At 71.3% G+C, this 23,898-nt stretch carries 19 protein-coding genes; 7 read left to right on the forward strand and 12 right to left on the reverse strand.

The window, feature by feature from the left end:
• Positions 1-75: 75 nt before the first annotated feature.
• Positions 76-900 carry a maleylpyruvate isomerase family mycothiol-dependent enzyme gene (locus D0Z67_RS15045; RefSeq protein WP_031178995.1) on the reverse strand — a complete coding sequence of 275 codons (825 nt, stop codon included), beginning with the start codon at positions 898-900 and terminating at the stop codon, positions 76-78.
• A 197-nt stretch (positions 901-1,097) separates the two neighbouring features.
• Between D0Z67_RS15045 and D0Z67_RS15050 the strand changes: the two genes are divergently transcribed.
• On the forward strand, positions 1,098-1,892 hold the full coding sequence (locus tag D0Z67_RS15050; protein ID WP_031178994.1) for a carbon-nitrogen family hydrolase: 795 nt from the start codon (positions 1,098-1,100) through the stop codon (positions 1,890-1,892).
• A 30-nt stretch (positions 1,893-1,922) separates the two neighbouring features.
• On the opposite strand, the gene D0Z67_RS15055 is transcribed toward D0Z67_RS15050, so the two are convergent.
• Together D0Z67_RS15055 and D0Z67_RS15060 are read right to left on the reverse strand one after the other, a co-directional pair.
• Positions 1,923-2,417, reverse strand: coding sequence for an LURP-one-related/scramblase family protein (locus tag D0Z67_RS15055; protein ID WP_031178993.1), 495 nt, complete (start codon positions 2,415-2,417; stop codon positions 1,923-1,925).
• 32 nt (positions 2,418-2,449) lie between these two features.
• Positions 2,450-3,439, reverse strand: a complete 990-nt coding sequence (locus D0Z67_RS15060) for a helix-turn-helix domain-containing protein (protein WP_031178992.1) — start codon at positions 3,437-3,439, stop codon at positions 2,450-2,452.
• Positions 3,440-3,490: 51 nt separating this feature from the next.
• Between D0Z67_RS15060 and D0Z67_RS15065 the strand changes: the two genes are divergently transcribed.
• The gene (locus D0Z67_RS15065) at positions 3,491-3,886 is read left to right on the forward strand and encodes a cupin domain-containing protein (RefSeq protein ID WP_031178991.1); all 396 of its coding nucleotides are present in this window, start codon (positions 3,491-3,493) and stop codon (positions 3,884-3,886) included.
• A 31-nt stretch (positions 3,887-3,917) separates the two neighbouring features.
• Positions 3,918-5,777 (forward strand): thioredoxin-like domain-containing protein, encoded by a 1,860-nt coding sequence (locus D0Z67_RS15070; RefSeq protein ID WP_031178990.1) that lies wholly within the window; start codon positions 3,918-3,920, stop codon positions 5,775-5,777.
• 1 nt (position 5,778) lies between these two features.
• Here the strand turns inward: D0Z67_RS15070 and D0Z67_RS15075 are convergent, their stop codons facing one another.
• The 3 genes from D0Z67_RS15075 to D0Z67_RS15085 form a co-directional block, all read right to left on the reverse strand.
• Complete coding sequence (locus tag D0Z67_RS15075; protein WP_031178989.1) at positions 5,779-6,024, reverse strand: DUF6458 family protein; 246 nt, start codon at positions 6,022-6,024, stop codon at positions 5,779-5,781.
• Positions 6,025-6,117: 93 nt separating this feature from the next.
• Positions 6,118-7,428 (reverse strand): M18 family aminopeptidase, encoded by a 1,311-nt coding sequence (locus tag D0Z67_RS15080; protein ID WP_031178988.1) that lies wholly within the window; start codon positions 7,426-7,428, stop codon positions 6,118-6,120.
• A gap of 86 nt (positions 7,429-7,514) precedes the next feature.
• A complete protein-coding gene (locus D0Z67_RS15085; protein WP_031178987.1) occupies positions 7,515-9,341 on the reverse strand; it encodes an acyl-CoA dehydrogenase in 1,827 nt (608 codons plus the stop codon).
• Positions 9,342-9,510: 169 nt separating this feature from the next.
• Here D0Z67_RS15085 and D0Z67_RS15090 point away from each other — a divergent pair, with 169 nt between their 5' ends.
• A complete protein-coding gene (locus D0Z67_RS15090; protein ID WP_031178986.1) occupies positions 9,511-9,981 on the forward strand; it encodes an SseB family protein in 471 nt (156 codons plus the stop codon).
• A 109-nt stretch (positions 9,982-10,090) separates the two neighbouring features.
• Positions 10,091-11,068 carry a pirin family protein gene (locus D0Z67_RS15095; RefSeq protein ID WP_031178985.1) on the forward strand — a complete coding sequence of 326 codons (978 nt, stop codon included), beginning with the start codon at positions 10,091-10,093 and terminating at the stop codon, positions 11,066-11,068.
• Positions 11,069-11,151: 83 nt separating this feature from the next.
• Here the strand turns inward: D0Z67_RS15095 and D0Z67_RS15100 are convergent, their stop codons facing one another.
• Positions 11,152-11,727 (reverse strand): hypothetical protein, encoded by a 576-nt coding sequence (locus D0Z67_RS15100; protein WP_131589650.1) that lies wholly within the window; start codon positions 11,725-11,727, stop codon positions 11,152-11,154.
• A gap of 125 nt (positions 11,728-11,852) precedes the next feature.
• Between D0Z67_RS15100 and D0Z67_RS15105 the strand changes: the two genes are divergently transcribed.
• Complete coding sequence (locus tag D0Z67_RS15105; RefSeq protein WP_031178983.1) at positions 11,853-12,896, forward strand: AI-2E family transporter; 1,044 nt, start codon at positions 11,853-11,855, stop codon at positions 12,894-12,896.
• Here D0Z67_RS15105 and D0Z67_RS15110 read toward each other — a convergent pair.
• The gene (locus tag D0Z67_RS15110) at positions 12,893-15,082 is read right to left on the reverse strand and encodes an ATP-binding SpoIIE family protein phosphatase (protein WP_031178982.1); all 2,190 of its coding nucleotides are present in this window, start codon (positions 15,080-15,082) and stop codon (positions 12,893-12,895) included. The two genes, D0Z67_RS15105 and D0Z67_RS15110, sit on opposite strands and share 4 nt — an antisense overlap.
• Positions 15,083-15,258: 176 nt before the next feature.
• Here D0Z67_RS15110 and aspS point away from each other — a divergent pair, with 176 nt between their 5' ends.
• Positions 15,259-17,022: an aspartate--tRNA ligase gene (gene aspS, locus D0Z67_RS15115; protein WP_031178981.1), complete on the forward strand. Its 1,764-nt coding sequence runs from the start codon at positions 15,259-15,261 to the stop codon at positions 17,020-17,022.
• A 50-nt stretch (positions 17,023-17,072) separates the two neighbouring features.
• On the opposite strand, the gene D0Z67_RS15120 is transcribed toward aspS, so the two are convergent.
• The 4 genes from D0Z67_RS15120 to D0Z67_RS15135 form a co-directional block, all read right to left on the reverse strand.
• Complete coding sequence (locus D0Z67_RS15120; RefSeq protein WP_031178980.1) at positions 17,073-17,762, reverse strand: hypothetical protein; 690 nt, start codon at positions 17,760-17,762, stop codon at positions 17,073-17,075.
• Positions 17,763-17,819: 57 nt separating this feature from the next.
• Positions 17,820-19,535 (reverse strand): methionine--tRNA ligase, encoded by a 1,716-nt coding sequence (gene metG, locus D0Z67_RS15125; RefSeq protein ID WP_031178979.1) that lies wholly within the window; start codon positions 19,533-19,535, stop codon positions 17,820-17,822.
• Positions 19,536-19,653: 118 nt separating this feature from the next.
• Entirely contained in the window at positions 19,654-21,642 is a 1,989-nt protein-coding gene (locus D0Z67_RS15130) for a VWA domain-containing protein (RefSeq protein WP_244942368.1), read from the reverse strand.
• 275 nt (positions 21,643-21,917) lie between these two features.
• On the reverse strand, positions 21,918-23,849 hold the full coding sequence (locus tag D0Z67_RS15135) for an FUSC family protein (protein ID WP_031178977.1): 1,932 nt from the start codon (positions 23,847-23,849) through the stop codon (positions 21,918-21,920).
• Positions 23,850-23,898 lie beyond the last annotated feature (49 nt).

Genomic DNA, 23,898 nt, shown 5'->3' on the forward strand with positions numbered 1-23,898 from the left:
AACCCGGACCCCCGGGCACCCGATCAACCCGGGCCCCGGCACCCGATCAACCGGACCCGGCACCCGATCAGAGGGTCACGGCGTGACCGCGAAGTTCCGCAGGATCGCCGCCGTCAGTTCCGGATCGCCCTCGGCCTTGATGCTGTCGCCCGCCTTCTCCGCGCTGATCCGCCCGCAGGCCAGCCGGAAGTACGTCTCCCAGTCGAGGCTGAAGCTCGCGGCGGGCCCGAGCGCGGGCGCCGTCTCCAGCGTGCCCCTGCCCTGGATGTCGACGCGGATCGTGCGCAGGAACTCCACCGGGCCGTGCACGTCGAAGACGATCGCCGAACTGCGCGGCGCCTCGGCCTCCTTGGCGACCACCTTGGGCAGCCCGGCCAGCAGCAGGTCGCGGGTGACCAGCGCGCCGGGCGAGTCGAGGTTGCCCGGACGCCCGAGGGCGGTACGCAGATCCTGCTCGTGCACCCAGACGTCGAACGCCCGCATCCGCATGGCGAGTTCGAGGGTGATCTCCTTGCCCATCGGCCCCCGGACCACCGTGTCGGGCTGCCGGGACTCGTTGCGGATCTGCCGGTTGCGCCGGATGACCGTGTACTCCAGCTCCGACGTCATCTCCGGCGCCGTGTGGTGGCGGCGCACGTCGACCTGCATCTCCATGTACCGCTGCGCCTCGTTGGTGACGTGGAAGAGGTCGCGGGGCAGCGTGTGGATCGGCCGGGGGTCGCCGAGCATCTCGCAGTCCAGCCCGATGACATGGGAGACCACGTCCCGCACCGACCACCCGGGGCACGGCGTACGCCGGTTCCACTCGGCCTCGGCCAGCGGGTTCACCAGCTCGGATATCGCGTCGATCGAGTGGTTCCAGGCGTCGGCGTAGGGCTGGAGGGTGGGATGCAGACTCACGGAACAGGACCCCTCGGCGGTCGGTACACGGGCAGAATCGGCGGCTGCACTGGGCGGGTGTCGTATGACCCCCACGCTCTCGGCATGCGCGAGCAGGGGGGACCCCCAAGTTACGCTGCTCCGATACCCCCCGGCAGTGCTTTCGTGTGACGATCGTAGGCCCGTGGGAACGACTCGAATGCCAGGACGGTGGTAGTGTGCGCGCCTCGCTGATCCAGATCCGTGTGGACGAGAGCGAATCCGTGGCCGGACGGCGCCTGCGCGCGGCGGACCTCGTACGCGGCGAGGCGGACGCCGGCCTTGTGGTGCTGCCCGAGCTGTGGACCACCGGGGCGTTCGCCTACGACACGTTCGCCACCGAGGCCGAGCCGCTGGACGGCCCCACCCACGAGGTGATGGCCCGGGCGGCCAAGGACGCGGGCGTCTGGCTGCACGCCGGGTCGATCCCGGAGCGGGACCCCGACGGCACCCTCTACAACACCGCGCTCGTCTTCGCCCCCTCCGGTGAACTCGCCGCCTCCTACCGGAAGATCCACCGGTTCGGCTTCGACCAGGGCGAGGCCGTGCTGATGGGCGCCGGGAGCGAACCCGTCACCCTCGCCCTGCCGGAGACCACCGTCGGCCTCGCCACCTGCTACGACCTGCGCTTCCCGGAACTCTTCCGCACCCTCACCGACGCCGGCGCCGAGACCCTCGTCGTCTCCGCGGGCTGGCCCGAGCGCCGCCGCGCCCACTGGACGCTGCTGGCGCAGGCGCGGGCGGTGGAGAACCAGGCATACGTCCTCGCCTGTGGAACGGCCGGTACGCACGCCGGAGTTCCCCAGGCGGGTCACTCGATCGTGGTGGACCCGTGGGGCGAGGTGCTGGCCGAGGCGGGACCGGACGAGGAGGTGCTCCGGGTGGAGTTCGACCCGGCGAAGGTCCCGGCGACCCGTGAGCAGTTCCCCGCGCTGAAGGACCGCGTCCTCGGCCTGGAAGCGCCCCGCCGCTGAGCCTCAGCCGCTGAGCCCCCGCCGCAGCCCTCAGTCGTCCTCCCGCTCCTTCTCCGCCAGGTGGATCACGCACACCGCCACCGCGATGAGCAGCGCCGGGTCGGCGTCCTCCCGTACGACGTCGACCGTGTAGGTGTCGCGGACGGTGAGCCAGCGGCGGGAGATCACCGCGAGGAGTTCGCCCTGGTACTCGATGGCGAACTCGCGGTCCAGGATCTTGCCGCTGATGTCGAGTTCGGTGCCGTCGACCAGATCGACGCGGTAGTGGTTGCGCAGCAGGGAGAGCCGCTTGCGGCGGATGGTGGCGAGGTCCTCGCCGTCCCGCTGGATCACCATGGTGTCGCGCAGGGCGAACATCTTCTGGTGGATGTCGATGAGGACGTTGCCCGCGGTGTCCTTCAGCTCGAAGGTGTCCCGCAGCCGCATGGCCTTGCCGTCGACGAGGAAGACCTTGCGGCCGTTCTCGTCCTCGATCCAGTAGTCGTCGCCGATGCCCAGCAGCCGGTCGCGCACGAGGAGTCTCATGTCTGAAGCGCTTCCCCGGCGCGAGGCGTTCCTCACCGCGCGGCGGGCCCGAACCGCTTCCGGTAGGCGGACGGGCTCAGTCCGGTCTCCCGGCGCAGCCGTGCCCGCAGGTTGGCCGCGGTGCCCAGTCCCGAGCGGGCGGCGACCACGTCGAGCCGGGTCTCCCCACGCTCGATCAGCCGGCAGGCCAGCGCCACCCGTTCACCGGTGAGCCAGGCCAGCGGGGTGGTGCCGAGGCGGTCGCGGAACCGGCGGTGCAGGGTGGCGGGGGAGACGGCCGCGCGGGCGGCGAGGTCGGCCACGGTGAGCGGTTCGCCGAGCCGTTCCTGCGCCCAGGCGAGCAGCGGGCCGAGCGAGACGTCGGGCACCTCGGGCAGCGGGCGCTCCACGAACTGCCGCTGTCCGCCGTCCCGGTGTGCGGCGAAGACCAGGCGCCGGGAGACCGCGCCCGCGATCTCGGCGCCGTGATCGCGCCGCCAGAGGTACAGCCCGAGGTCGAGCGCGGCCGCGCTGCCGGAGGCGGAGAGCACGTCCCCGTCGTCGACGAAGAGCACGTCCGGCTCCAGCAGCACCTCGGGGTGCAGCCGCCGGAAGGTCTCGGCCCACCGCCAGTGGGTGGCGGCCCGGCGCCCGTCGAGCAGCCCGGCCTCGGCGAGCGCGAAGGTGCCGGTGCAGAAGCTGACGATCCGGGTGCCCCGCGCGTGCGCGCGCCGGATCGCGTCCCGTACGGCGGCCTCGCGCGGGACCACGTTGTCCGGCCGGCCGGGCACGATCAGGGTGTCCGCGCCGTCCACCGCGTCCAGCCCGGCCAGGTCGGTCAGGGTCAGGAAGCCGTGGTTCATCCGCACCTCGTGGGTCGGCGCGCACACCGTGACCTCGTACAGCGGGACGGGAAGGCCCAGTTCGGGGCGGGGCAGGCCGAACAGCTCGGTGGCGACACCCACCTCGAACGGGTTGGTGCCGGCGTCCACCAGCACGGCGACCCGATGGGTGCGCGGCACCTGCGAGGATTCTTGCGCCATATGCGATTCCTAGCACTCGTGTGGTCCGCGCACACACCCCACGATGAGCACATGGCAACCGAACAGCCCCGCTCCCTCCCCGACGTCCTCGCCTCCTTCAGCGACCGCTGGAGCCCCCGCGTCGTCGCGTCGGTCAACGACTACGACGTGCGCGTGGCCAAGGTCGAGGGCGAGCACCTCTGGCACGCGCACGACGACACCGACGAGTTCTTCCTCGTCCTGACCGGCGAACTCCACATCGCCCTGCGCGAGCCGGCCGGTGAGCGCACGGTCGTCCTGCGCCAGGGCTCGGTCTTCACCGTCCCGCGCGGCACCGAGCACAAGCCGTACGCCCCGGTGCCCACCGAGATCCTGATGCTGGAACCCACCGGCACCCTGAGTATGGGCGACCGACACGAAGAGATCCCGGACCATGTGGACGCCACCACCGGACACACCCTGGACTGAGCCCCGCCCGTCCTGGTGGCACCCTTGAAGCATGAACGACTCCGCTTCTCGACGTGTCCGTGTCCGAGCCCCCGAGCTGGTCGGCAAGGGCGGCTGGCTGAACACAGGCGATCAGCAGTACACCCTGGCCGACCTGCGAGGACGCATCGTCATCCTCGACTTCTGGACGTTCTGCTGCATCAACTGCCTGCACGTCCTGGACGAGCTGCGGGAGCTGGAGGAGCGGCACCGGGACACCGTGGTCGTCGTCGGCGTGCACTCCCCGAAGTTCGTGCACGAGGCCGAGCACCAGTCGGTCGTGGACGCGGTCGAGCGGTACGGCGTGGAGCACCCCGTGCTGGACGACCCGGAGCTGGCCACCTGGAAGCAGTACGCGGTACGCGCCTGGCCGACGCTGGTGGTGATCGACCCGGAGGGGTACGTGGTCGCCCAGCACGCCGGTGAGGGGCATGTGCACGCCATCGAGCGGCTGGTCGAGGAGCTGGAGGCCGAGCACGAGGCCAAGGGCACCCTGCGCCGGGGCGACGGCCCCTATGTGGCGCCGGAGCCGGAGCCGACCGTGCTGCGCTTCCCCGGCAAGGCGCTGCTGCTGCCCTCGGGGAACTTCCTGGTCAGCGACACCACCCGGCACCAGCTGGTCGAGCTGGCCGAGGACGGCGAGTCCGTGGTGCGCCGGATCGGCTCCGGTGAGCGAGGCTTCACGGACGGCTCCGCCGACGCGGCGTCCTTCAACGAGCCGCAGGGTCTCGCGCTGCTGGACGACGGCTCCGTGGTCGTCGCCGACACCGTGAACCACGCCCTGCGCCGCCTGGACCTCGCCTCCGGCGCGGTCACCACCCTGGCCGGCACCGGCAGGCAGTGGATGCAGGGCGCCCCCACCTCCGGCCCGGCCCGTGAGGTCGCGCTGTCCTCACCGTGGGACGTGGCCCTCTTCGGCGGCAAGGTGTGGATCGCCATGGCGGGCGTGCACCAGCTCTGGACGTACGACCCGGAGGCGGGGACCGTCGAGGTCGCGGCCGGCACCACCAACGAGGGTCTGGTGGACGGGCCCGGCGCCGAGGCGTGGTTCGCGCAGCCCTCCGGGCTCGCGGCGACGGAGGAGCGGCTGTGGCTCGCGGACTCCGAGACCTCCGCGCTGCGCTGGGTGGACCGGGACGGCGCCGTGCACACCGCCGTCGGCACCGGTCTGTTCGACTTCGGCCACCGGGACGGCGAGGCCGGGCAGGCCCTGCTCCAGCACCCGCTGGGCGTCACCGCGCTGCCGGACGGCTCGGTCGCCGTGGCCGACACCTACAACCACGCGCTGCGCCGCTACGACCCCGCCACCGGCGAGGTCACCACGCTCGCCACCGATCTGCGCGAGCCGAGCGACGCGGTGCTCGTCGGCGACGACATCGTGGTCGTGGAGTCCGCCGGGCACCGGCTGACCCGGCTGCGGCTGCCCGAGGAGGCGGTCCGCGTGGAGGCGGTCGCCCACCGCACCCAGCGCGCGGCCACCGAGGTGGCCCCCGGCAGGCTGCGGCTGGACGTGATCTTCCAGGCCCCGGCGGGCCAGAAGCTGGACACCCGCTACGGCCCCTCGACCCGGCTGCTGGTCTCCGCGACCCCGCCCGAGCTGCTGCTCAAGGGCGAGGGCGCGGACAGCGACCTGAGCCGGGAGCTGGAGCTGGACCCGTCCGTCACCGAGGGCGTGCTGCACGTCTCCGCGATGGCCGCCTCCTGCGACGACCCCGCTGGGGGCACCTCCCGGTCGAAGACTGGGGGAGAGTACCCGGCCTGCCACGTCCACCAGCAGGACTGGGGCGTCCCGGTGCGCCTCGTTGAGGGCGCGGCGGACCGCCTGCCGCTGGTGCTGGCGGGCCTGGACGAGGGTGCGGGCGACGCGCGCTGAATCAGGCGCCGTAGCCGTCCGAGTAGCCGTCGCGCGGCGTGTGCCGCTCCTCCTCCACCACCCGGGTGGGCGGGACCACCACGCGGCGGCGCCGGGCGATGCCGCTGAAGGTCACCAGGCCGATCAGACCGGCGGCCATGAAGATGATGCCGACCAGGTCGAGGTTGACGCCGTTCATGTGCCAGTCGGTGGCAAATGTGAGGATCGCTCCCACGGCTATCAGGATGATGCATCCGCCGATGCCCATGAGGCCCTGCCTCCCTACTAGGTTCCGGAATCTCCGGTCCCGTTCGGCGGGTACCCCCCATCCGCCCGGTTAGCCGCCCGACCGGGTTGTCGACTAGCCCTCCAGAAAGGCCGTCAGGGCCTCGGCGAGGAGGAACGGGTCCTCGGCGCCGCAGAGTTCGCGGGCGCTGTGCATGGAGAGGATGGCGACACCGATGTCCACCGTGCTGATGCCGTGGCGGGCGGCGGTGATGGGGCCGATGGTGGTGCCGCAGGGCATCGAGTTGTTCGAGACGAACGTCTGGAACGGCACCCCGGCCCGCTCGCACGCGGCGGCGAACACCGCCCGGCCCGAACCGTCCGTGGCATAGCGGTTGTTGACGTTCACCTTGAGGATCGGGCCGCCGTTGATCCGCGGGTGGTGCGTGGGGTCGTGCCGCTCCGCGTAGTTGGGGTGCACGGCGTGCCCGGTGTCGGAGGAGAGGCAGACGGTGCCCGCGAAGGCACGGGCGCGGTCCTCGTAGGAGCCGCCGCGCGCGAACACCGAGCGCTCCAGCACGCTGCCGAGCAGCGGGCCGTCGGCGCCGGTGTCGGACTGCGAGCCGTTCTCCTCGTGGTCGAAGGCGGCCAGTACCGGGATGTGCGTCAGGGTCTCCCCGGACGTGGCGGCGGCGATCAGCGCGGCCGTGGCGGCGTGCACCGAGAGCAGGTTGTCCATCCGGGGCCCGGCGACCAGCTCGCGGTCCCGGCCCAGGTAGGCGGGCGCCTCGACGGGGTACGTCATGAGGTCCCAGCCCGCGACCGAACCGGCCTCAAGACCGGCCTCCTCCTCCAGGAACGCGATCAGGTCGCCCTCGTGGACATCGTTGCCGAGGCCCCACACGGGCTGGAGGTGGCGCTGCTTGTCGAGCTTGAGGCCGTCCATCGAGACCGAGCGGTCCAGGTGGATGGCGAGCTGGGGCACCCGCAGCAGCGGGCGGTCGATGTCGACCAGGACCGAGCTGCCGTCGCGCAGGGTGAGCCGGCCGGCCAGTCCGAGGTCGCGGTCGAGCCAGGAGTTCATCAGCGGGCCGCCGTAGATCTCCACCGCGACCTGGCGCCAGCCGTGCGCGCCGCTGTCCGGCTCGGGCTTGACCCGCAGGTTCGGGGAGTCCGTGTGCGCGCCGGCGATCCGGAACGGGGTGTGCGGGGTGGCGCCCTCGGGGACGTACCAGGCGATGACCGCGCCGCCGCGCAGCACGTACCGTCCCCCGCTGCCGGTACCCGCGGGGGTGTCCCACGCCTCGGTCTCGGTGACCTGCGTGAAGCCTGCCTCCGCCAGCCGTGCGGCGACGTTCGCCACGGCGTGGTACGGCGTCGGGCTCGCCGCCAGGAAGGCCATCAGGTCGTCGGTGTGGCCGCGGTCGAAACGGGACGGTGCGCTCATGGCGTTTACCTTAACGACGAGCGCGGGCCCGCTCTCCGGAAGGAGGAAGCGGGCCCGCGCCGGCGGTCTTTACGTGGGGATGAGGACTAGAACGCGGCCTCGTCCAGCTCCATCAGGTCCAGGTCGACGTCGGCCGAGATCTTGCGGGCCAGGGTGACGCCGGGCAGGACGTTGGCCGCGAAGAACTTCGCCGCCGCGATCTTGCCGGTGTAGAACGCCTTGTCCTTCGCCGACGCGGTCTCCAGCTTCTCGGCGGCGACCGCGGCACCGCGCAGCAGCAGGTAGCCGACGATGACGTCACCGGAGGCCAGCAGCAGGCGGGTGGTGTTGAGGCCCACCTTGTAGATGTTCTTGACGTCCTGCTCGGTGGCGGCGAGGTCGGTCAGCATCAGGCCGACGATCGCCTCCAGCTCCACGGCCGCCTTGGCCAGGTGCTCGCGGGCGCCCGCCAGCTCCTCGCCGCCGGTGGCCAGCGCCAGGAACTTCTTGATGTCCTCGGCCAGACCGTTCAGCGCGGCGCCCTGGTTGCGGACGATCTTCCGGAAGAAGAAGTCCTGGCCCTGGATCGCGGTGGTGCCCTCGTAGAGGGTGTCGATCTTGGCGTCGCGGATGTACTGCTCGATCGGGTACTCCTGGAGGAACCCGGAGCCGCCGAAGGTCTGGAGCGACTGCGCGAGCTGCTCGTAGCCCTTCTCGGAGCCGTAGCCCTTCACGATCGGCAGCAGCAGGTCGTTCAGCGCGTGCTCGGCGGAGGTGTCCTCGCCGTTCGCCTCCTTGACCGCGATGGTGTCCTGGACGGACGCCGTGTGCAGCACCAGGGCGCGCATGCCCTCCGCGTACGCCTTCTGCGTCATCAGCGAGCGGCGCACGTCGGGGTGGTGGGTGATGGTGACCTTCGGCGCCTTCTTGTCCATGAAGTTCGCGAGGTCGGGGCCCTGGACGCGCTCCTTGGCGTACTCAAGGGCGTTGAGGTAGCCGGTCGACAGGGTCGAGATGGCCTTCGTGCCGACCATCATGCGGGCGAACTCGATGATGCGGAACATCTGGCGGATGCCGTCGTGCTTGTCGCCGATCAGCCAGCCCACGGCGGGGTGGCGGTCGCCGAACGTCATCTCGCAGGTGTTGGACGCCTTGAGGCCCATCTTGTGCTCGACGTTGGTGGCGTAGACGCCGTTGCGCGCCCCCAGCTCGCCGGTCTCGCCGTCGAAGTGGTACTTCGGCACGAGGAAGAGGGAGAGGCCCTTGGTGCCGGGTCCCGCACCCTCGGGGCGGGCGAGGACGTAGTGGAGGATGTTCTCCTCCATGTCGTGCTCACCGGAGGTGATGAAGCGCTTCACGCCCTCGATGTGCCAGGAGCCGTCCGCCTGCTGCACGGCCTTGGTGCGGCCGGCGCCCACGTCGGAACCGGCGTCCGGCTCGGTGAGGACCATGGTGGAGCCCCAGGTCTTCTCGACCGCGATCTTCGCCCAGTTCTTCTGCTCCTCGGTGCCCTCCTCGAAGAGGATGCGCGCGAACGCCGGGCCGGAGGAGTACATCCAGATGGCCGGGTTGGCGCCGAGCACCAGCTCCGCGTACGCCCAGATCAGGGACGGCGGGGTGTTGGTGCCGCCGATCTCCTCGGGCAGGCCGAGCCGCCAGTACTCCGAGTCCATGAAGGACTTGTAGCTCTTCTTGAAGGAGGCGGGCACCGGCGCGGTGTTGGTCTCGGGGTCGAAGACCGGGGGGTTGCGGTCGGCGTCCACGAAGGACTCCGCCAGCTCGTTCTCCGAGAGACGGGTCAGCTCCGCGAGGACGGACTTCGCGGTGTCGGTGTCCATCTCCTCGAACGGGCCGGTGCCGTAGAGCTTCTCGCGGCCCAGCACCTCGAAGAGGTTGAACTCGATGTCGCGGAGGTTGGACTTGTAGTGCCCCATGGTGACTCCATCACGGACTCGGCGAGGCACTGACTCCTCGCGGCTGATCACGTACCAACAAGTGACTACGATGATGCTACCCGTCGGTAATAAGACGCAACCCCGGCGGGTGTGAGAAGGCTCTACCGCTCTCCTGACCCCGCCGCGCGGGCTCGGTACTCTTGCGCCCATGTACGGCTACGACCAGAACGCGGGCGCTCAGCAGAGTTACGTGCCGCCGCAGCAGCAGCCGGGTGGTGTCGGCGGGTACGGCCAGCAGCCGCCGCTCTACCCGGAGCCGTCCGCGCCCTCGCTGGCGGACGCGGTACGCGCCTTCACCACCGGGCAGATGCCCGCCGAGGACTTCCAGCAGGTCTTCGCCACGTCCAAGGTGTACTGCCCGCGCGGCGACACCCCCGGCTTCCTCGCCCTGCACAACACCCAGCAGCCGGTGATCCCGATGTTCACCTCGCTCAAGGAGCTGCGCCGGTACGCGGGCAAGGAGTCCAAGTACTTCGTGATCACCGGCGCCGAGGTGATCGACCTGCTCCCCACCGGCTACGGCTTCGTGGTCGACATGGAGGGCGAGCACCGGATGGTGTTCGACGCCAAGGCGGTGGAGCAGATGGTCGACTTCGCGATGCGCCGGATGTACGGCTAGCCCCGCTGATTCGTCGAGGCCCGGAGGGAATTACCTCCGGGCCTCCTGTGTTGTGGCTGGCAGAAAGTTCAATGCTCAACTAAACTGGGTCCACAAGGAGGTACCGACCATGCCTGCAGTGACCGTCGAGAACCCGTTGACGCTGCCCCGAGTGACCGCGTCCGCCGACGCCGTGTCGCGTCCGGTGCTCACCGTGACGACCGCGCCGAGCGGCTTCGAGGGCGAGGGGTTCCCGGTGCGCCGCGCCTTCGCCGGGATCAACTACCGCCACCTCGACCCGTTCATCATGATGGACCAGATGGGTGAGGTGGAGTACGCGCCGGGCGAGCCCAAGGGCACCCCCTGGCACCCGCACCGCGGCTTCGAGACCGTCACCTACATCATCGACGGGATCTTCGACCACCAGGACTCCAACGGCGGTGGCGGCACCATCACCAACGGCGACACCCAGTGGATGACCGCCGGCTCGGGCCTGCTGCACATCGAGGCCCCGCCGGAGCACCTCGTCATGTCGGGCGGTCTCTTCCACGGGCTCCAGCTCTGGGTGAACCTCCCCGCCAAGGACAAGATGATGGCGCCCCGCTACCAGGACATCCGGGGCGGCAGCGTCCAGCTGCTCACCACCCCCGACGGCGGCGCGCTGCTGCGCGTCATCGCCGGTGAGCTGGACGGGCACGCGGGTCCCGGCATCACCCACACGCCGATCACCATGATCCACGCGACGGTGGCGCCGGGCGCCGAGATCACCCTGCCGTGGCGCGAGGACTTCAACGGCCTCGCCTACGTGCTCGCCGGGCGCGGGTCCGTCGGCGCGGAGCGCCGTCCGGTGCGCACCGGGCAGACCGTGGTCTTCGGCTCCGGGTCCGCGCTGACCGTCCGCGCGGACGAGAAGCAGGACTCCCACACCCCGGACCTCGAGGTCGTCCTCCTCGGCGGACAGCCCATCCGTGAGCCCATGGCCCACTACGGCCCGTTCGTCATGAACACCAAGGACCAGCTCATGCAGGCCTTCGAGGACTTCCAGAAGGGCCGCCTGGGCACGGTACCGGCGGTACACGGCATGACGGAGAAGGGCCCGCAGGGCTGACACCGGTCCCGCTGAACCGCGCCGCCCGGCAGACAACGGAGTCCCCCGGGCGGCGGGGCGTCCGGGCGGCCCAGGCTGCCCGGTCAGATCGGGTCGGAAGGCCGCGTTCCCGGCGCGAAGCCCAGGGGCACGAACGACAGCTCGGGTATCCCCAGTTCCCGTCGCATGGCGTCCGACGTCGCCTGGACGGCCCGGTAGTACTCCACCTGGGTTTCCCGATAGTCGTCGTCGTGGATGTGCGCCCCAGCCGCCAACTGGTCACGAGTGGCGCGGCACTTCCGGAAGGCGTGCACGGCGAGCTCGACCACCCGGTCGGGGGCGAGCATGGTCAGCCGGAAGCGCACCTCGTAGAGGTCGGCGTCGGCGAACGCTTTCAGAACGGCGAGCCGCCGGTCCTCCGGTGAGGCGTGGGAGCTCTCGGACGCGAGCCTCATGCCCTCGTGGGCGCGGCCCATGTGCGTGAGGTACGCGACGAACACCTCACGCTGGACCTGAACCGCCTCACGATGCCGGTCTCGCTTCCAGCGCGAGCGCTCCATGGCGAGAGTGGTGCCACTGCCGATGACCACACCGACGATCGCGAACAGCGGAGACACCCACTCCATCGGACACTCCCGGTTTTCGCTCCTGCCCCAGGAGCTCTCGACGGTCGTCGGCATCAGACCAGTCGCACCGGGCTCAGCACAAGATCGCGGTCGGGGGCGATGCGGGCGGACGCCGGCCTCTCACCCACCCGGCCCGCCACACCAGGGCACCCGAACCCACGGCGTGCTCCGCTGGAAGCGTGCAGCTTCTCCCCGTACCCGTGCGCCGGTTCGCCGCCTGGTGTGCCGTGCTGCTTGTGGCGGCAGCCCTCGGCTGGGTCGGCATCCGGCTGTGCGGAGAGCTGCGTACCGCCGTCACCCCCGTACTGCTGGCCCTCCTCGGCACCGCCCTGCTGGGCCCGCTGTACCGCTGGCTGCTCAAGATGAAGCTGAACGCCAGCCTGGCCGCCGCCCTGACCTGCGTGGCCGTCGTGGCGGTCGTCGGCGGCGCGGTCTACATCGTGGTCGCCGCCCTCGTGGACACCGGCGACGAGATCGTGGCGTCCCTGCGCGAGGCGGCCAAGGCCGTCGCCCGGCACTTCGGCGCCGCCGGCACCGGTCTGGACGACCTGGCCGGCAACGCCCGCGAGCTGCTGGGCAAGTTCGGCGGCACGGCCGTCTCCAACGTCATCAGCGGCGTCAGCGTGGTCGGCGAGACCATCGCCGTCGCCGTACTCGCCCTGCTGCTGGTCTTCTTCTTCCTGCGCGACTCCCACCGCGCCCTGCGCTCCCTGCGCGGCTTCGCCCCCGCCGGCACCGCCGACGTGGTGGAGGCCATGGCCCGCCGGGCCTTCGAGGCGGTCGAGGGGTTCATGCGCGGCACGACGATCATCGCGCTCATCGACGCCGTCTGCATCACCGTCGGCCTGCTGATCCTGCGCGTACCCGGCGCGGTGGGCCTCGGCGCGCTCGTCTTCGTCGCCGCGTACATCCCCTACCTCGGCGCCTTCCTCTCCGGCGCGGTCGCCGTCCTGGTCGCCCTCGCGGACCGGGGTTTCGTGATCGCGCTCTGGGCGCTCGGCGTGGTGCTCGCGGTCCAGGTGCTGGAGGGGCACGTACTCCAGCCGGCCATCCAGAGCCGCACCGTGCAGATGCACCCGGCGGTGGTGATGCTGACGATCACCGCGGGCGCCTCCGTCGCGGGCATCCTCGGCATGCTCCTCGCCGTCCCCCTGACCGCGGCCGTCTTCGGCGTCGTCCAGGAACTCCGCGAGCGCTACGGCACCCCGCACGAGCAGTCCTAGACGACGCCGTCCTCCTCGTCCCCCTCGGGGCGTTCGTGCAGTTCGAACCAGATGCTCTTGCCCTCGCCGCGCGGCTCGACCCCCCAGGCGTCCGCGAGCATCTCGATGAGCATCAGGCCGCGCCCGGAGGAGGCCAGTTCGCCAGGGCGGCGCTTGTGCGGGAGGTCGTCGCCGCCGTCGGTGACCTGGACCCGCAGCCGGCGCCGGCCGTGCTCGCCGAAGATCTCCGCGAGCAGCAGCGCGTCGTTGTCGGTGTGCACCAGCACGTTGGTGATCATCTCGGAGACCAGCAGCACCGCCGAGTCCACCTGCTCGGCCGGGGTCCAGTCGTGCAGCAGCTCGCGCAGATGCTGACGGGCCTCCGCGATGCGCTCCGGCTCGTCCTGCGCCACCGACAGCAGCGTGCTGCGCACGCGGGTCCGGGCGGTGGCCGCCGGTCCGCTGCTGAGCCCCCAGCTCTCCCCGGAGCGGAACAGCAGCAGCACCGCGATGTCGTCCTCGCGGCGGTCGGTCAGCGGGCCGGTGGTGTGGTGCGAGGAGGGCCCGTGCACGCCCTGCACCAGCGCGTCCGCCAGCCCCTCCAGTCCGGTCTCGCGCTCCGCCTCCTTGGCGCCGAACTCCTCCAGGATGGTCCGGATGCGCCGCCAGCCGCTCTCCATGTCGTGGCCGCCGGTCTCGATCAGGCCGTCGGTGCACAGCATCATCGTCTCGCCCGGCTCCAGCGTGAACCGGGTCGTCGGATAGTCCCCGTCCGGGTCCACGCCCAGCGGCAGCCCGCCCGCCGTGGGCCGGAGCACCACCGTGCCGTCGGGCAGCCGGATCACCGGCTCCGGGTGCCCGGCGCGGGCCACCTCCAGGCGGCCGGTCGCCGGGTCGGCCTCCGCGTACAGGCAGGTCGCGAAGCGCAGGTCGGTCATGTGCTCGTCGTGGGTGATGCCGTGCAGGAAGCGGGAGGCGCGGGAGAGCACCGCGTCCGGGCGGTGCCCCTCGGCCGCGTACGCCCGCAGCGCGATCCGGAGCTGGCCCATCAGGCCCGCCGCCCGTACGTCGTGCCCCTGCACGTCCCCGATGACCAGCGCGAACCTGCCGCCCTGCGCGGTGGTCGAGGAGTCCCCGCCGGGCAGCGGGATCATGTCGTACCAGTCGCCGCCCACCTGGAGGCCGCCGCCGGTCGGGATGTAGCGCGCGGCCACGCCCATGCCGGGGATCTCCGGCAGCAGCGAGGGCATCATCGACCGCTGGAGCCCCTCGGACAGCTCCCGCTGGGTCTCCGCGTCGCCCGCCCGCGTCAGCGCCTGGGCCAGCATCCGGGCGACCGTGGTCAGCACCGCCCGCTCGTCCGGGGTGAAGGCCACCCGGTCGCTGAACGCCGCCATCCACGCGCCCCGGGTCCGCCCGCCGAGCGTCAGCGGCAGGAACGCCCACGAGCAGCGCCCGAACCGCTCGGCCAGCGGCCAGGTGGTCGGATAGCGGTCCCGGTACTCGGCGGGCGTGGACAGATAGACGGCCTGGCCGGTACGGACCACCTCGGCGGCCGGATAGTCCGTGGTCAGCGGCATCTGGGTGAAGGGGCCGTCGTCGCCGGGGAGGTAGCCGTGGTGGCCGATGATCGTCAGCCGGTCGCCCTCCACGCCGAACACCGCGAGGCCGTCCGGGGAGAAGCCCGGCATGGACAGCGTGGCCGCGACCCGCAGCACCTCCGCCGTCGACCGCGCCTCGGCTAGCGCGCGGCCCGCGTCCAGCAGGAACGCCTCGCGGGAGCGCCGCCAGTCGCCGGTGATCGCGCTGCGCGCCGAGGACGTGCCCGGTGCCGGCTCGATGACCTCCTGAAGGGTGCCGACCAGCTCGTACGCCCGCCGTTCCCGGTCGTAGGCCGGCTTGGAGCGGCTGCGCACCACCCGGACGGTACGGCCCTCCGCGTCCACCACCCGGATGCGGACCTCGGCGAGTGTGCCCCGGGCGACGGCGAGCGGGATGACCCCGGTGATCTCGTGCCAGTCCGAGGGGTGCATCCGGGCGCGGGCCTGGTTCTCGGTGAGGGTGGTGGGGCGGGCGGGCAGTCCCAGCAGCCGCGCCGCCTCCGCGTCCACGGTGACCAGCTCCGTGGCCGTGTCCCACTGCCAGAGCCCCGTGGCGAGGGAGACGAGGACATCCCCCAGGGACGGCAGTGGCTCACCTGTGCGCATTGCCCCACTTTAAGAAGGTCGTCCCCACTACTGCCACCCTGGTGCGGCCGGTGGCAATGGTGGGGAGGCGATCATGGGGTGCCCGGTACCCTTGACGGGTCCGGGCCCCGTGCCCGTTCTGGCCGGGGAGAGCACACTCCCGGCGAAGAACCCCCAACGAAGGACGATGAACGACGATGCATCGGTACAGGTCCCACACCTGCGGCCAGCTCCGCGCCTCCGACGTCGGTACCGACGTCCGGCTGAGTGGCTGGCTGCACAATCGGCGCGACCTGGGTGGCATCCTCTTCATCGATCTGCGTGACCACCACGGCATCACGCAGCTCGTGGCCCGCCCCGGTACCCCCGCGTACGAGGCGCTGGACTCCATCTCCAAGGAGTCCACGGTCCGCATCGACGGCAGCGTTGTTTCACGTGGAACCGAGAACGTGAACCCAGAGCTGCCGACCGGTGAGATCGAGGTCGAGGTCGCGGAGGTCGAGCTGCTGGGCGCCGCCGCCCCGCTGCCCTTCACGATCAACGCCGAGGACGGGGTCAACGAGGAGCGGCGCCTGGAGTACCGCTTCCTGGACCTGCGCCGCGAGCGCATGCACCGCAACATCATGCTGCGCACGGCGGTCATCTCCGCCATGCGTCAGAAGATGTCCGCGATGGGCTTCAACGAGATGGCCACGCCGATCCTGTCCGCCACCTCCCCCGAGGGTGCCCGCGACTACGTCGTGCCCTCGCGCGTCCACGCGGGCCGGTTCTACGCCCTGCCCCAGGCACCGCAGCAGTTCAAGCAGCTGCTGATGATCTCCGGCTTCGACCGGTACTTCCAGATCGCGCCCTGCTTCCGTGACGAGGACGCGCGTGCGGACCGCTCGCCGGGTGAGTTCTACCAGCTCGACGTCGAGATGAGCTTCGTCGAGCAGGAGGACATCTTCCAGCCGATCGAGAAGCTCATGACCGAGCTGTTCGAGGAGTTCGGCGGCGGCCGCCACGTCACCTCGCCGTTCCCGCGCATCCCGTTCCGCGAGGCGATGCTCAAGTACGGCTCCGACAAGCCGGACCTGCGCGCCAAGCTGGAGCTCGTGGACATCACCGATGTCTTCGAGGGCTCGGCGTTCAAGGCGTTCGCGGGCAAGCACGTGCGGGCCCTGCCGGTACCGGACGTCGCGGGCCAGAGCCGCAAGTTCTTCGACGGTCTCGGCGAGTTCGCCGTCTCGCAGGGCGCGCAGGGCCTGGCCTGGGTGCGCGTCGGCGAGGACGGTGCGCTGACCGGCCCGATCGCCAAGTTCCTCACCGAGGACAATGTCGCCGAGCTGACCAAGCGCCTGTCGCTGGCCCCCGGTCACGCGGTGTTCTTCGGCGCGGGCGAGTTCGACGAGGTCTCCAAGATCATGGGCGCCGTCCGGGTCGAGGCGGCCAAGCGCGCGGGCCAGTTCGAGGACGGCGTCTTCCGTTTCTGCTGGATCGTCGACTTCCCGATGTACGAGCGGGACGAGGAGACGGGGAAGCTCGACTTCTCCCACAACCCGTTCTCGATGCCGCAGGGCGGCCTGGAGGCCCTGGAGACCCAGGACCCGCTGGACATCCTGGGCTGGCAGTACGACATCGTCTGCAACGGTGTGGAGCTCTCCTCCGGCGCCATCCGGAACCATGAGCCGGACATCATGCTCAAGGCGTTCGAGATCGCGGGCTACGACCGGGACACCGTCGAGGACAAGTTCGCCGGCATGCTCCGCGCATTCCGCTTCGGCGCCCCGCCGCACGGCGGCATCGCCCCGGGTGTGGACCGCATCGTCATGCTCCTCGCCGACGAGCCCAACATCCGCGAGACCATCGCCTTCCCGCTCAACGGCAACGCCCAGGACCTCATGATGGGCGCCCCGACCGAGCTGGACGAGACCCGCCTGCGCGAGCTGCACCTGAACATCAGGAAGCCGCAGCCGAAGTAGTAAGCGGTACGTGGGGAACGGTCCGGCTCCTTCAGGGAGCCGGGCCGTACCTATGTCTCGTCTTCCTCGTCCTGGTCCGGAGAGGCGCCGTCCTCCAGCAGGCGTTCCGCGATGTCGTCGGACCAGTGCTGGGCCCAGGCGCGGAGCGGGGCGACCCCTTCGCGTGGCAGGTCGTACCGCAGGAACTCGAAGTCGGAGTAGAAGTCGGTGCCGGTGAGGCGGGACTGAAGGGTGGGGAGGTCGAAGGCGTCGTACGCGTGCCTGCGGCCCAGCTCCTCCAGCTCCGGCAGCGAGTAGTGCCCGGTGGCGGCGCGGGCGTCGATGAGATCGACCGCCGCTCCCCGGTCGTACAGCGCCCGGACCTTCGTCCCGACGGCATCCGCGCGCGACAGGGCGGGCCCGTACGGGGTCAGCTCGGGCGGCTGCCAGAAGGCTTCCTTGTGCAGCGCGAGGCCGACGTCCTCCCCGCTCCGCGGATCACCGACGACGAGCTGACCGGACAGCACCCCGACCGCTCCGACCCGCACGACCCGCCCCCGCGCCTCCAGCGCGGCCGCGAGCCCCCGCACCACGCCGTCCATCCCCTCGCCGCTCTCGGTGGCGAAGTCAAGATTCCCGTGCCCCCGCTCCACCACCCCATGCGCCTCCAGCGCATACCCCCCAGCCAGCACCAGCCCATACGGACCCCCCGCACTGACAACGTCGGCCAAGAGGCGCTGATGGGCTTCACTGATACTCACGGCACCCGTACTCTGCCAGGCCCGAAGCCCGTATGCCGGGTGCCGCCCCGGCGGGAATCAGGCGGGCTGGCCGCCGAAGCGCTCCTTGTAGGTCTCCAGGTCCTCGTCGGTGAGCTTGGCGAAGAGGACCGGGGGGACGGTGAAGGGGATGCCGGGCTGGAGGGTGGTGAGGGAGCGGGCCTCTTCGGGGGTGGTCCAGGTGGCGGTGTCGTCCGGGAGGGCGAAGGCCGCGCGCATCGCGGCCGCCGAGGACGGGATGAAGGGCTCGGAGACGACCGCGTAGAGGTGGATCAGGTTCATCGCGGTGCGGAGGGTGAGGGCCGCCGCGTCCTTGTCGGTCTTGATCTCCAGCCAGGGGGCCTTCTCCTCCAGGTAGGAGTTGCCGGCCGACCACAGGGCGCGCAGGGCGGCGGCCGCCTTGCGGAACTGGAGCGCCTCCATCTGGGTCTCGTACTCCGCGAGCAGCCCCGCGATCTCCTCACCGAGCCGGGTCTCCGCCTCGCCGGGCTCGCCGCCCGCCGGGACCTCGTCGCCGAAGCGCTTCTTGGAGAAGGACAGGACGCGGTTGACGAAGTTGCCCAGCGTGTCCGCCAGGTCCTTGTTCACCGTGGCCGTGAAGTGCTCCCAGGTGAAGGACGAGTCGTCCGACTCGGGGGCGTTGGCGATCAGGAAGTAGCGCCAGTAGTCCGCGGGCAGGATGTCCAGCGCCTGGTCGGTGAACACGCCGCGCTTCTGCGAGGTGGAGAACTTGCCGCCGTAGTACGTCAGCCAGTTGAACGCCTTGACGTAGTCGACCTTCTTCCACGGCTCGCGCACGCCCAGCTCGGTCGCCGGGAACATCACCGTGTGGAACGGGACGTTGTCCTTCGCCATGAACTGGGTGTAGCGGACGGTGTCGTCCGCCTCGTACCACCAGGACTTCCAGTCCCGGTCCGCCGGGTTCTGGTCGGCCCACTCCTTGGTCGCGCCGATGTACTCGACCGGGGCGTCGAACCAGACGTAGAAGACCTTGCCCTCGGCGGCCAGCTCCGGCCAGGTGTCGGCCGGGACGGGCACGCCCCAGTCCAGGTCACGGGTGATCGCGCGGTCGTGCAGGCCCTCGGTCAGCCACTTGCGGGCGATGGAGGAGGCCAGCTGCGGCCAGTCCTGCTCGTGCCGGGCCACCCACTCCTCGACCTCGTGCTGGAGCTTGGACTGCAGCAGGAAGAGGTGCTTGGTCTCGCGGACCTCCAGGTCCGTGGAGCCGGAGATCGCGCTGCGCGGCTCGATCAGGTCCGTCGGGTCCAGCACGCGGGTGCAGTTCTCGCACTGGTCGCCGCGCGCCTTGTCGTAGCCGCAGTGCGGGCAGGTGCCCTCCACATAGCGGTCGGGCAGGAAGCGGCCGTCCGCCGGGGAGTAGACCTGGCGGATCGCCCGCTCCTCGATGAAGCCGTTCTCGTTCAGCTTCCGGGCGAAGTGCTGGGTGATGTCGCGGTTCTCGGCGGAGGAGCTGCGGCCGAAGTAGTCGAAGGCCAGCGCGAAGCCGTCGTACACCGCCTTCTGCGCGTCGTGCGCCTGGGCGCAGAACTCGGCCACCGGCAGGCCCCGCTCCTTCGCGGCCAGCTCGGCGGGGGTGCCGTGCTCGTCGGTCGCGCAGATGTACAGGACGTCGTGGCCGCGCTGGCGGAGGTACCGGGAGTACACGTCCGCCGGGAGCATGGACCCCACCATGTTGCCCAGGTGCTTGATCCCGTTGATGTACGGAAGGGCGCTGGTGATGAGGTGTCGAGCCATCGGGGGCTGCTCCCAGGTCGCTACGGGTACGAACCTTGAAATCGTAGCCGACGTGTGTATGCCGCCCGCCTCCCGTTTTACGGGTGGGACGCGGGCGGCATACGGGGAGCTGCGGGGGTTACGGGCGCCAGTCCGCCAGTACGCCCTCGTACAGCTCGGTGTCCGTCAGCTCGCGGGGGGTGGGGCCCGCGTGGAAGAAGGACGTGTTGCCGGTCTTCAGCTTGCGGAGGTAGTCGAACGCCTTGTTGTCGTGCTCACCGAAGGCGACGAACGAGAAGAAGACCTTCGGGTGGGTCTTCGCCGCGTTCGTGAGGGCCTGGGTGGCGGGGGTCTTGGCGTCGGGGGCGCCGTCCGTCTGGAAGACGACCAGGACGTCGTCCTCCGGGGTGCCGTGCTTGTCGTGGTGGGCGAGTACGGCTTCCACGGCGGCGTGGTAGCTGGTGCGGCCCATGCGGCCGAGGTCCGCGTGCGTCTCGTCGATCTTGGTGGCGTGGTCCTCGGTGAGGGTGAGGTCCGTGGTGCCGTCGACCTCGGTGGAGAAGAAGACCACGTGGACGGTGGGGTCCTTGTCCAGGTGGGCCGCGAGGGCGAGGGTCTGGTCGGCGAGGGCCTGGGCGGAGCCGTCCTTGTAGTACGGGCGCATGCTCGCGGAGCGGTCCAGTACGAGGTAGAGCTTCGCTGCTTGGCCGGTGAGGTCGGTCTTGGCGAGGGCTGCTGCTGCGGCGGTGTGGGCTGTGGTGAGGGAGGGGGTGCTGCGGAGGGGTTCGGCCTCGGCTGCGTCCTCGGCCTCCCCCGTGCTCCCACCCGCACCACCCGTGCGGGATGCGTTGTCGCCCGCGGGTGCCGCCTGCTTGGGCGCGGGAGCGTCGGCGGCCTCGGGGGCGGGGGTGGCCTTGGACTGGGGGTCGGGGGCGGAAGTGGGCTCAGGCTCGGCCTTGGGCTCAGGCTTCGACGCGGACTCGGTGGAAGCCTTCGCCTTCGGCTCGGCGCCGGCCTCCGGCTTCGTCTCGGAAGCGTCCGGCTTGGGCTCCGCCTTCGCCTCGGGCTTCGTCTTCGGCTTCGACGCGGGGGTGGCCTTGGTCTCGGCCTCGGCTTCCGGGGCGGCCTTGGCCTTGGGCTCGGCGGGGGCCTTCGCCTTCGGCTGGTCGTCGGTGTCCGGCTTGGCCTTCGCCTCGGGTGTGGCGGGGGCCTCCGGCTTGGGCTCCGCCTTGGCCTTGGGCTCGGCGGGGGCCTTCGCCTTCGGCTTGGCGTTCGCCTCCGGCTTGGCGTCGGCGTCCAGCTCGGGCTTTGCCTCCGGCTTGGGGGTGGTCTCCGGCTCGGGCTTTGCCTCCGCCTCGGGCTCGGCGGGAGTCTTCGCCTTCGGCTCGGCGTTCGCCTCCGGCTTGGCGTCGGCGTCCAGCTCGGGCTTTGCCTCCGCCTCGGGCTCGGCGGGAGTCTTCGCCTTCGGCTCGGCGTTCGCCTCCGGCTTGGCGTCGGCGTCCGGCTCGGGCTTTGCCTTCGCCTCGGGCTCGGCGGGAGTCTTCGCCTTCGGCTCGGCGTTCGCCTCCGGCTTGGCGTCGGCGTCCGGCTTGGGCTTTGCCTTCGGCTTGGGGGTGGTCTCCGGCTCGGGCTTTGCCTTCGCTTCAGGTTCCTCGGTCGCCTTCGTTTCGGCCTCTGCCTTCGGCTCGGAGGTGGCCTCCGGCTTGGCGTCGGCGTCCGGGGCGGCCTTCTTCGCCTCGGGCTCGGCGGCAGCCTTCGCCGTCGGTTTGGCGTCCGCCTGGGGCTCGGACTTCGCCTTCGCGGCCGGGGTGGCCTTCGGTTCGGCTTCGGGCTCCGTCTTCTGGGCCGGGGTGGTGTCCTGCTTGTCGGTCGTCGCCGTGATGGTGTCGGGTGCCGGTTCCGTGGACTGCTCCGGGATGGCCGGCTGGGTGTCGTGCTCCGCCTCGGCCTCCGGGAGGGGCTCGGTGCGCTGCTGGGGGACCACGAGTTCCGGGTCCGCGTCCAGGATGGCCGGCTCCATCAGCAGCGGCTCGATCTCCGGAGCCTCGGGCTCCGGGGTGACCGGGGCGTCCGCCGCAGCAGTGTCGGCCGACTCAGCCTCCGGCGACTCCGGCTCCGGCGACTCCACCGGAGCCCCTGCATCCGCTTCCGGCTCCGGGTTCTTCGGTGATTCCGTGGCGCCCTGTGCGGGGACCCGGGGAGTGTCGAACGCCTCTGTCACCAGGTCGTGTTCCTGGCGGGGGGTCGGGAGGTGGTCCGCACTCTCCGCCTCGGCGGGACGCCCTTTGCGTCCTCGGCCGAACGCGTTCCGCAGGAGAGTGAGAATGCCCATGTGCGCACCCCTTCGCGTGAGTTGTCGCCGTAGATCCCTGGCCAGGACGGCCACGTTAGGTTAGCGGCCCGTCAGTGCGGTGTGGCGATGGCTCTCGCGGCCGCCACTTCTTGTCGTACCGGTTCCAGCACGCTGCCCGCCGGACCGGTCAGGTGGGTGGGGAAGGCGGTGAGGGTGTCGGCCGCCCGGACCCCCTCCGCCAATTCACCGAGTTGGCGCACCACTTGGTGGACCTCGGCGGAGGACGGGGGCGGTGCGCCGTGGTGGACGCGGACGCGTGCCGCGGTCGTCGCGTCGACGATCCGCTCCACGGCGACCACCAGCGGCCACCATGCCGCGGCGCGTCGCCCGGTGGGCGGCGGTTCGGTGAGCGCGCGCTGGAATTCCGTCCGGATGGTGGAGAGGTCACGGTAGAGGCGGCGCCGCATCCGGGTGCGGCGGGCGGGGTCGGTGCCGTCGCCGAACGCCGTGGAGACGTACGCCGCCGTGTCCTCGACCGCGTCCGCGAGCCGGTCGCCGACGCGGGTGCGCCAGCTCTCCGGCCAGAGGAGGTACCCCGCGACCAGGGCGATCCCGCAGCCCATCAGGGAGTCCAGCAGCCGGGGCAGCAGCAGGCCGGTGCCCTGGTGGTTGAGGATGTCGGAGAGCAGCAGGATCACCGGTGTGATGGCCGCCGTCTGGAAGCCGTAGCCGCGCGGGGTGAGCGCCGGGACGAGCGGCGCGAGCACCACCATCACCGGTACGTCCCACCAGCCGATCGGCACCTCCGCCAGCACCGCCGCCGCGATCGCCAGCCCCACCACCGTGCCCAGCGCGCGCAGCAGGGCGCGGGAGAAGACCGAGCCGAAGTCGGGCTTGAGGACGAAGGTGATGGTCAGCGCGACCCAGTACGAGCGCGGCACCGGGACGAGGGAGACGAGGGCCTGCGCGATGCCGATGCAGACGGCGAGGCGGAGCCCGTAGCGCCAGGAGCCGGCGGAGAGCACCGCGTCCCGGGTGGCGCGGGCGGTGCGTACGTGCAGGGCGACGGTGCGCTCGTCGACGCCGCGCGGGTCCACCGAGGGGGAGGTGACCACCTCGGCGGTGTGCTTGAGGGCGTGGTCGACGGCGCGTTCGGTCTCGGTGAGGGCGAGGGGGAGCTTCGGCAGGCGCAGGCCGGCGGTGTCGCCGCTCTCCACGGCGTCGGCGAGCGCCCGTACCGTCCGGGGGACCTCGGGGGGCAGCGGGCGGCCGGTGAGGTGGACGGCGGGGGCGGCCTCGACGACCGGGGTGATGGCGTTCAACCGGGCCAGGAGCCGGGTGAGTTCCTCGCTGCGGCCGTGGTGGCGGGCGCGGTGGCCGAGGATCAGGTCGTATGCCTGGTTCAGCGCGCGGGTGACGTCGAAGCGGGCGCCGATGTAGCGGTCGTCGTCGCAGGCGTCGTCCAGCAGGTCGGCGACCCGGCGGTACGCGTTGGCCACCGACGCCCGCTCCGGCACCCCGGCCCGCAGCGGCCACGCCAGCAGGGCGAGGGCCAGCACCAGCAGCCCGCCCCCGGTCATCAGCAGCGGCGCCAGCCACCAGGGGTGGGGCAGCGGGAGCCCGGCGCCGACCACGCAGTTGAGCAGGAGCAGCAGCCCCGACACGGAGGCCACCGCGCCGATGGTCGAGATCATCCCGGAGACCAGCGCGACCCCGGTGACCACGAGGACCGCGTACCACCCCCGCCCGAACGCGAGCTGCCCGAGGATGACGCCGACGGCGCCGGTGAGCTGCGGTACGGCGATGGTGATGACCCGCATCCGGTACGCGTCGGCGGTGTCGCCGATGACCCCGTTCAGCGCGCCCATGGAGGCGAGCGCCCCGAGCGCCGGCTGCCCGGCCGCGAACCCGATCGCCAGCGGCAGCGCCATCGCCACGGCGGCCCGCGCCATGGCGGCCCAGTTGACCGGCGCCGGCTGCGGCCGAAGGTTCCGAACCAGCCAGTCGGGCGGGGTGAGGCCGATGGGCAACTCTCGGAACATGCGCCCATTATGTCCACTGTGCCCGCCGGGAGCCTCAACCGGCCCGCGC

The organism is Streptomyces seoulensis (assembly GCF_004328625.1).
GTDB lineage: Bacteria > Actinomycetota > Actinomycetes > Streptomycetales > Streptomycetaceae > Streptomyces > Streptomyces seoulensis.

Bases quoted from the DNA above. Each gene is read 5' to 3' on its own strand.
- D0Z67_RS15080 (WP_031178988.1), bottom strand. From the start codon at position 7,428: ATGAGCGCACCGTCCCGTTTCGACCGCGGCCACACCGACGACCTGATG.
- D0Z67_RS15095 (WP_031178985.1), top strand. From the start codon at position 10,091: ATGCCTGCAGTGACCGTCGAGAACCCGTTGACGCTGCCCCGAGTGACC.
- metG (WP_031178979.1), bottom strand. From the start codon at position 19,535: ATGGCTCGACACCTCATCACCAGCGCCCTTCCGTACATCAACGGGATC.
- D0Z67_RS15065 (WP_031178991.1), top strand. From the start codon at position 3,491: ATGGCAACCGAACAGCCCCGCTCCCTCCCCGACGTCCTCGCCTCCTTC.
- D0Z67_RS15075 (WP_031178989.1), bottom strand. From the start codon at position 6,024: ATGGGCATCGGCGGATGCATCATCCTGATAGCCGTGGGAGCGATCCTC.
- D0Z67_RS15060 (WP_031178992.1), bottom strand. From the start codon at position 3,439: ATGGCGCAAGAATCCTCGCAGGTGCCGCGCACCCATCGGGTCGCCGTG.
- D0Z67_RS15085 (WP_031178987.1), bottom strand. From the start codon at position 9,341: ATGGGGCACTACAAGTCCAACCTCCGCGACATCGAGTTCAACCTCTTC.
- aspS (WP_031178981.1), top strand. From the start codon at position 15,259: ATGCATCGGTACAGGTCCCACACCTGCGGCCAGCTCCGCGCCTCCGAC.
- D0Z67_RS15055 (WP_031178993.1), bottom strand. From the start codon at position 2,417: ATGAGACTCCTCGTGCGCGACCGGCTGCTGGGCATCGGCGACGACTAC.
- D0Z67_RS15070 (WP_031178990.1), top strand. From the start codon at position 3,918: ATGAACGACTCCGCTTCTCGACGTGTCCGTGTCCGAGCCCCCGAGCTG.
- D0Z67_RS15135 (WP_031178977.1), bottom strand. From the start codon at position 23,849: ATGTTCCGAGAGTTGCCCATCGGCCTCACCCCGCCCGACTGGCTGGTT.
- D0Z67_RS15100 (WP_131589650.1), bottom strand. From the start codon at position 11,727: ATGCCGACGACCGTCGAGAGCTCCTGGGGCAGGAGCGAAAACCGGGAG.
- D0Z67_RS15090 (WP_031178986.1), top strand. From the start codon at position 9,511: ATGTACGGCTACGACCAGAACGCGGGCGCTCAGCAGAGTTACGTGCCG.
- D0Z67_RS15110 (WP_031178982.1), bottom strand. From the start codon at position 15,082: ATGCGCACAGGTGAGCCACTGCCGTCCCTGGGGGATGTCCTCGTCTCC.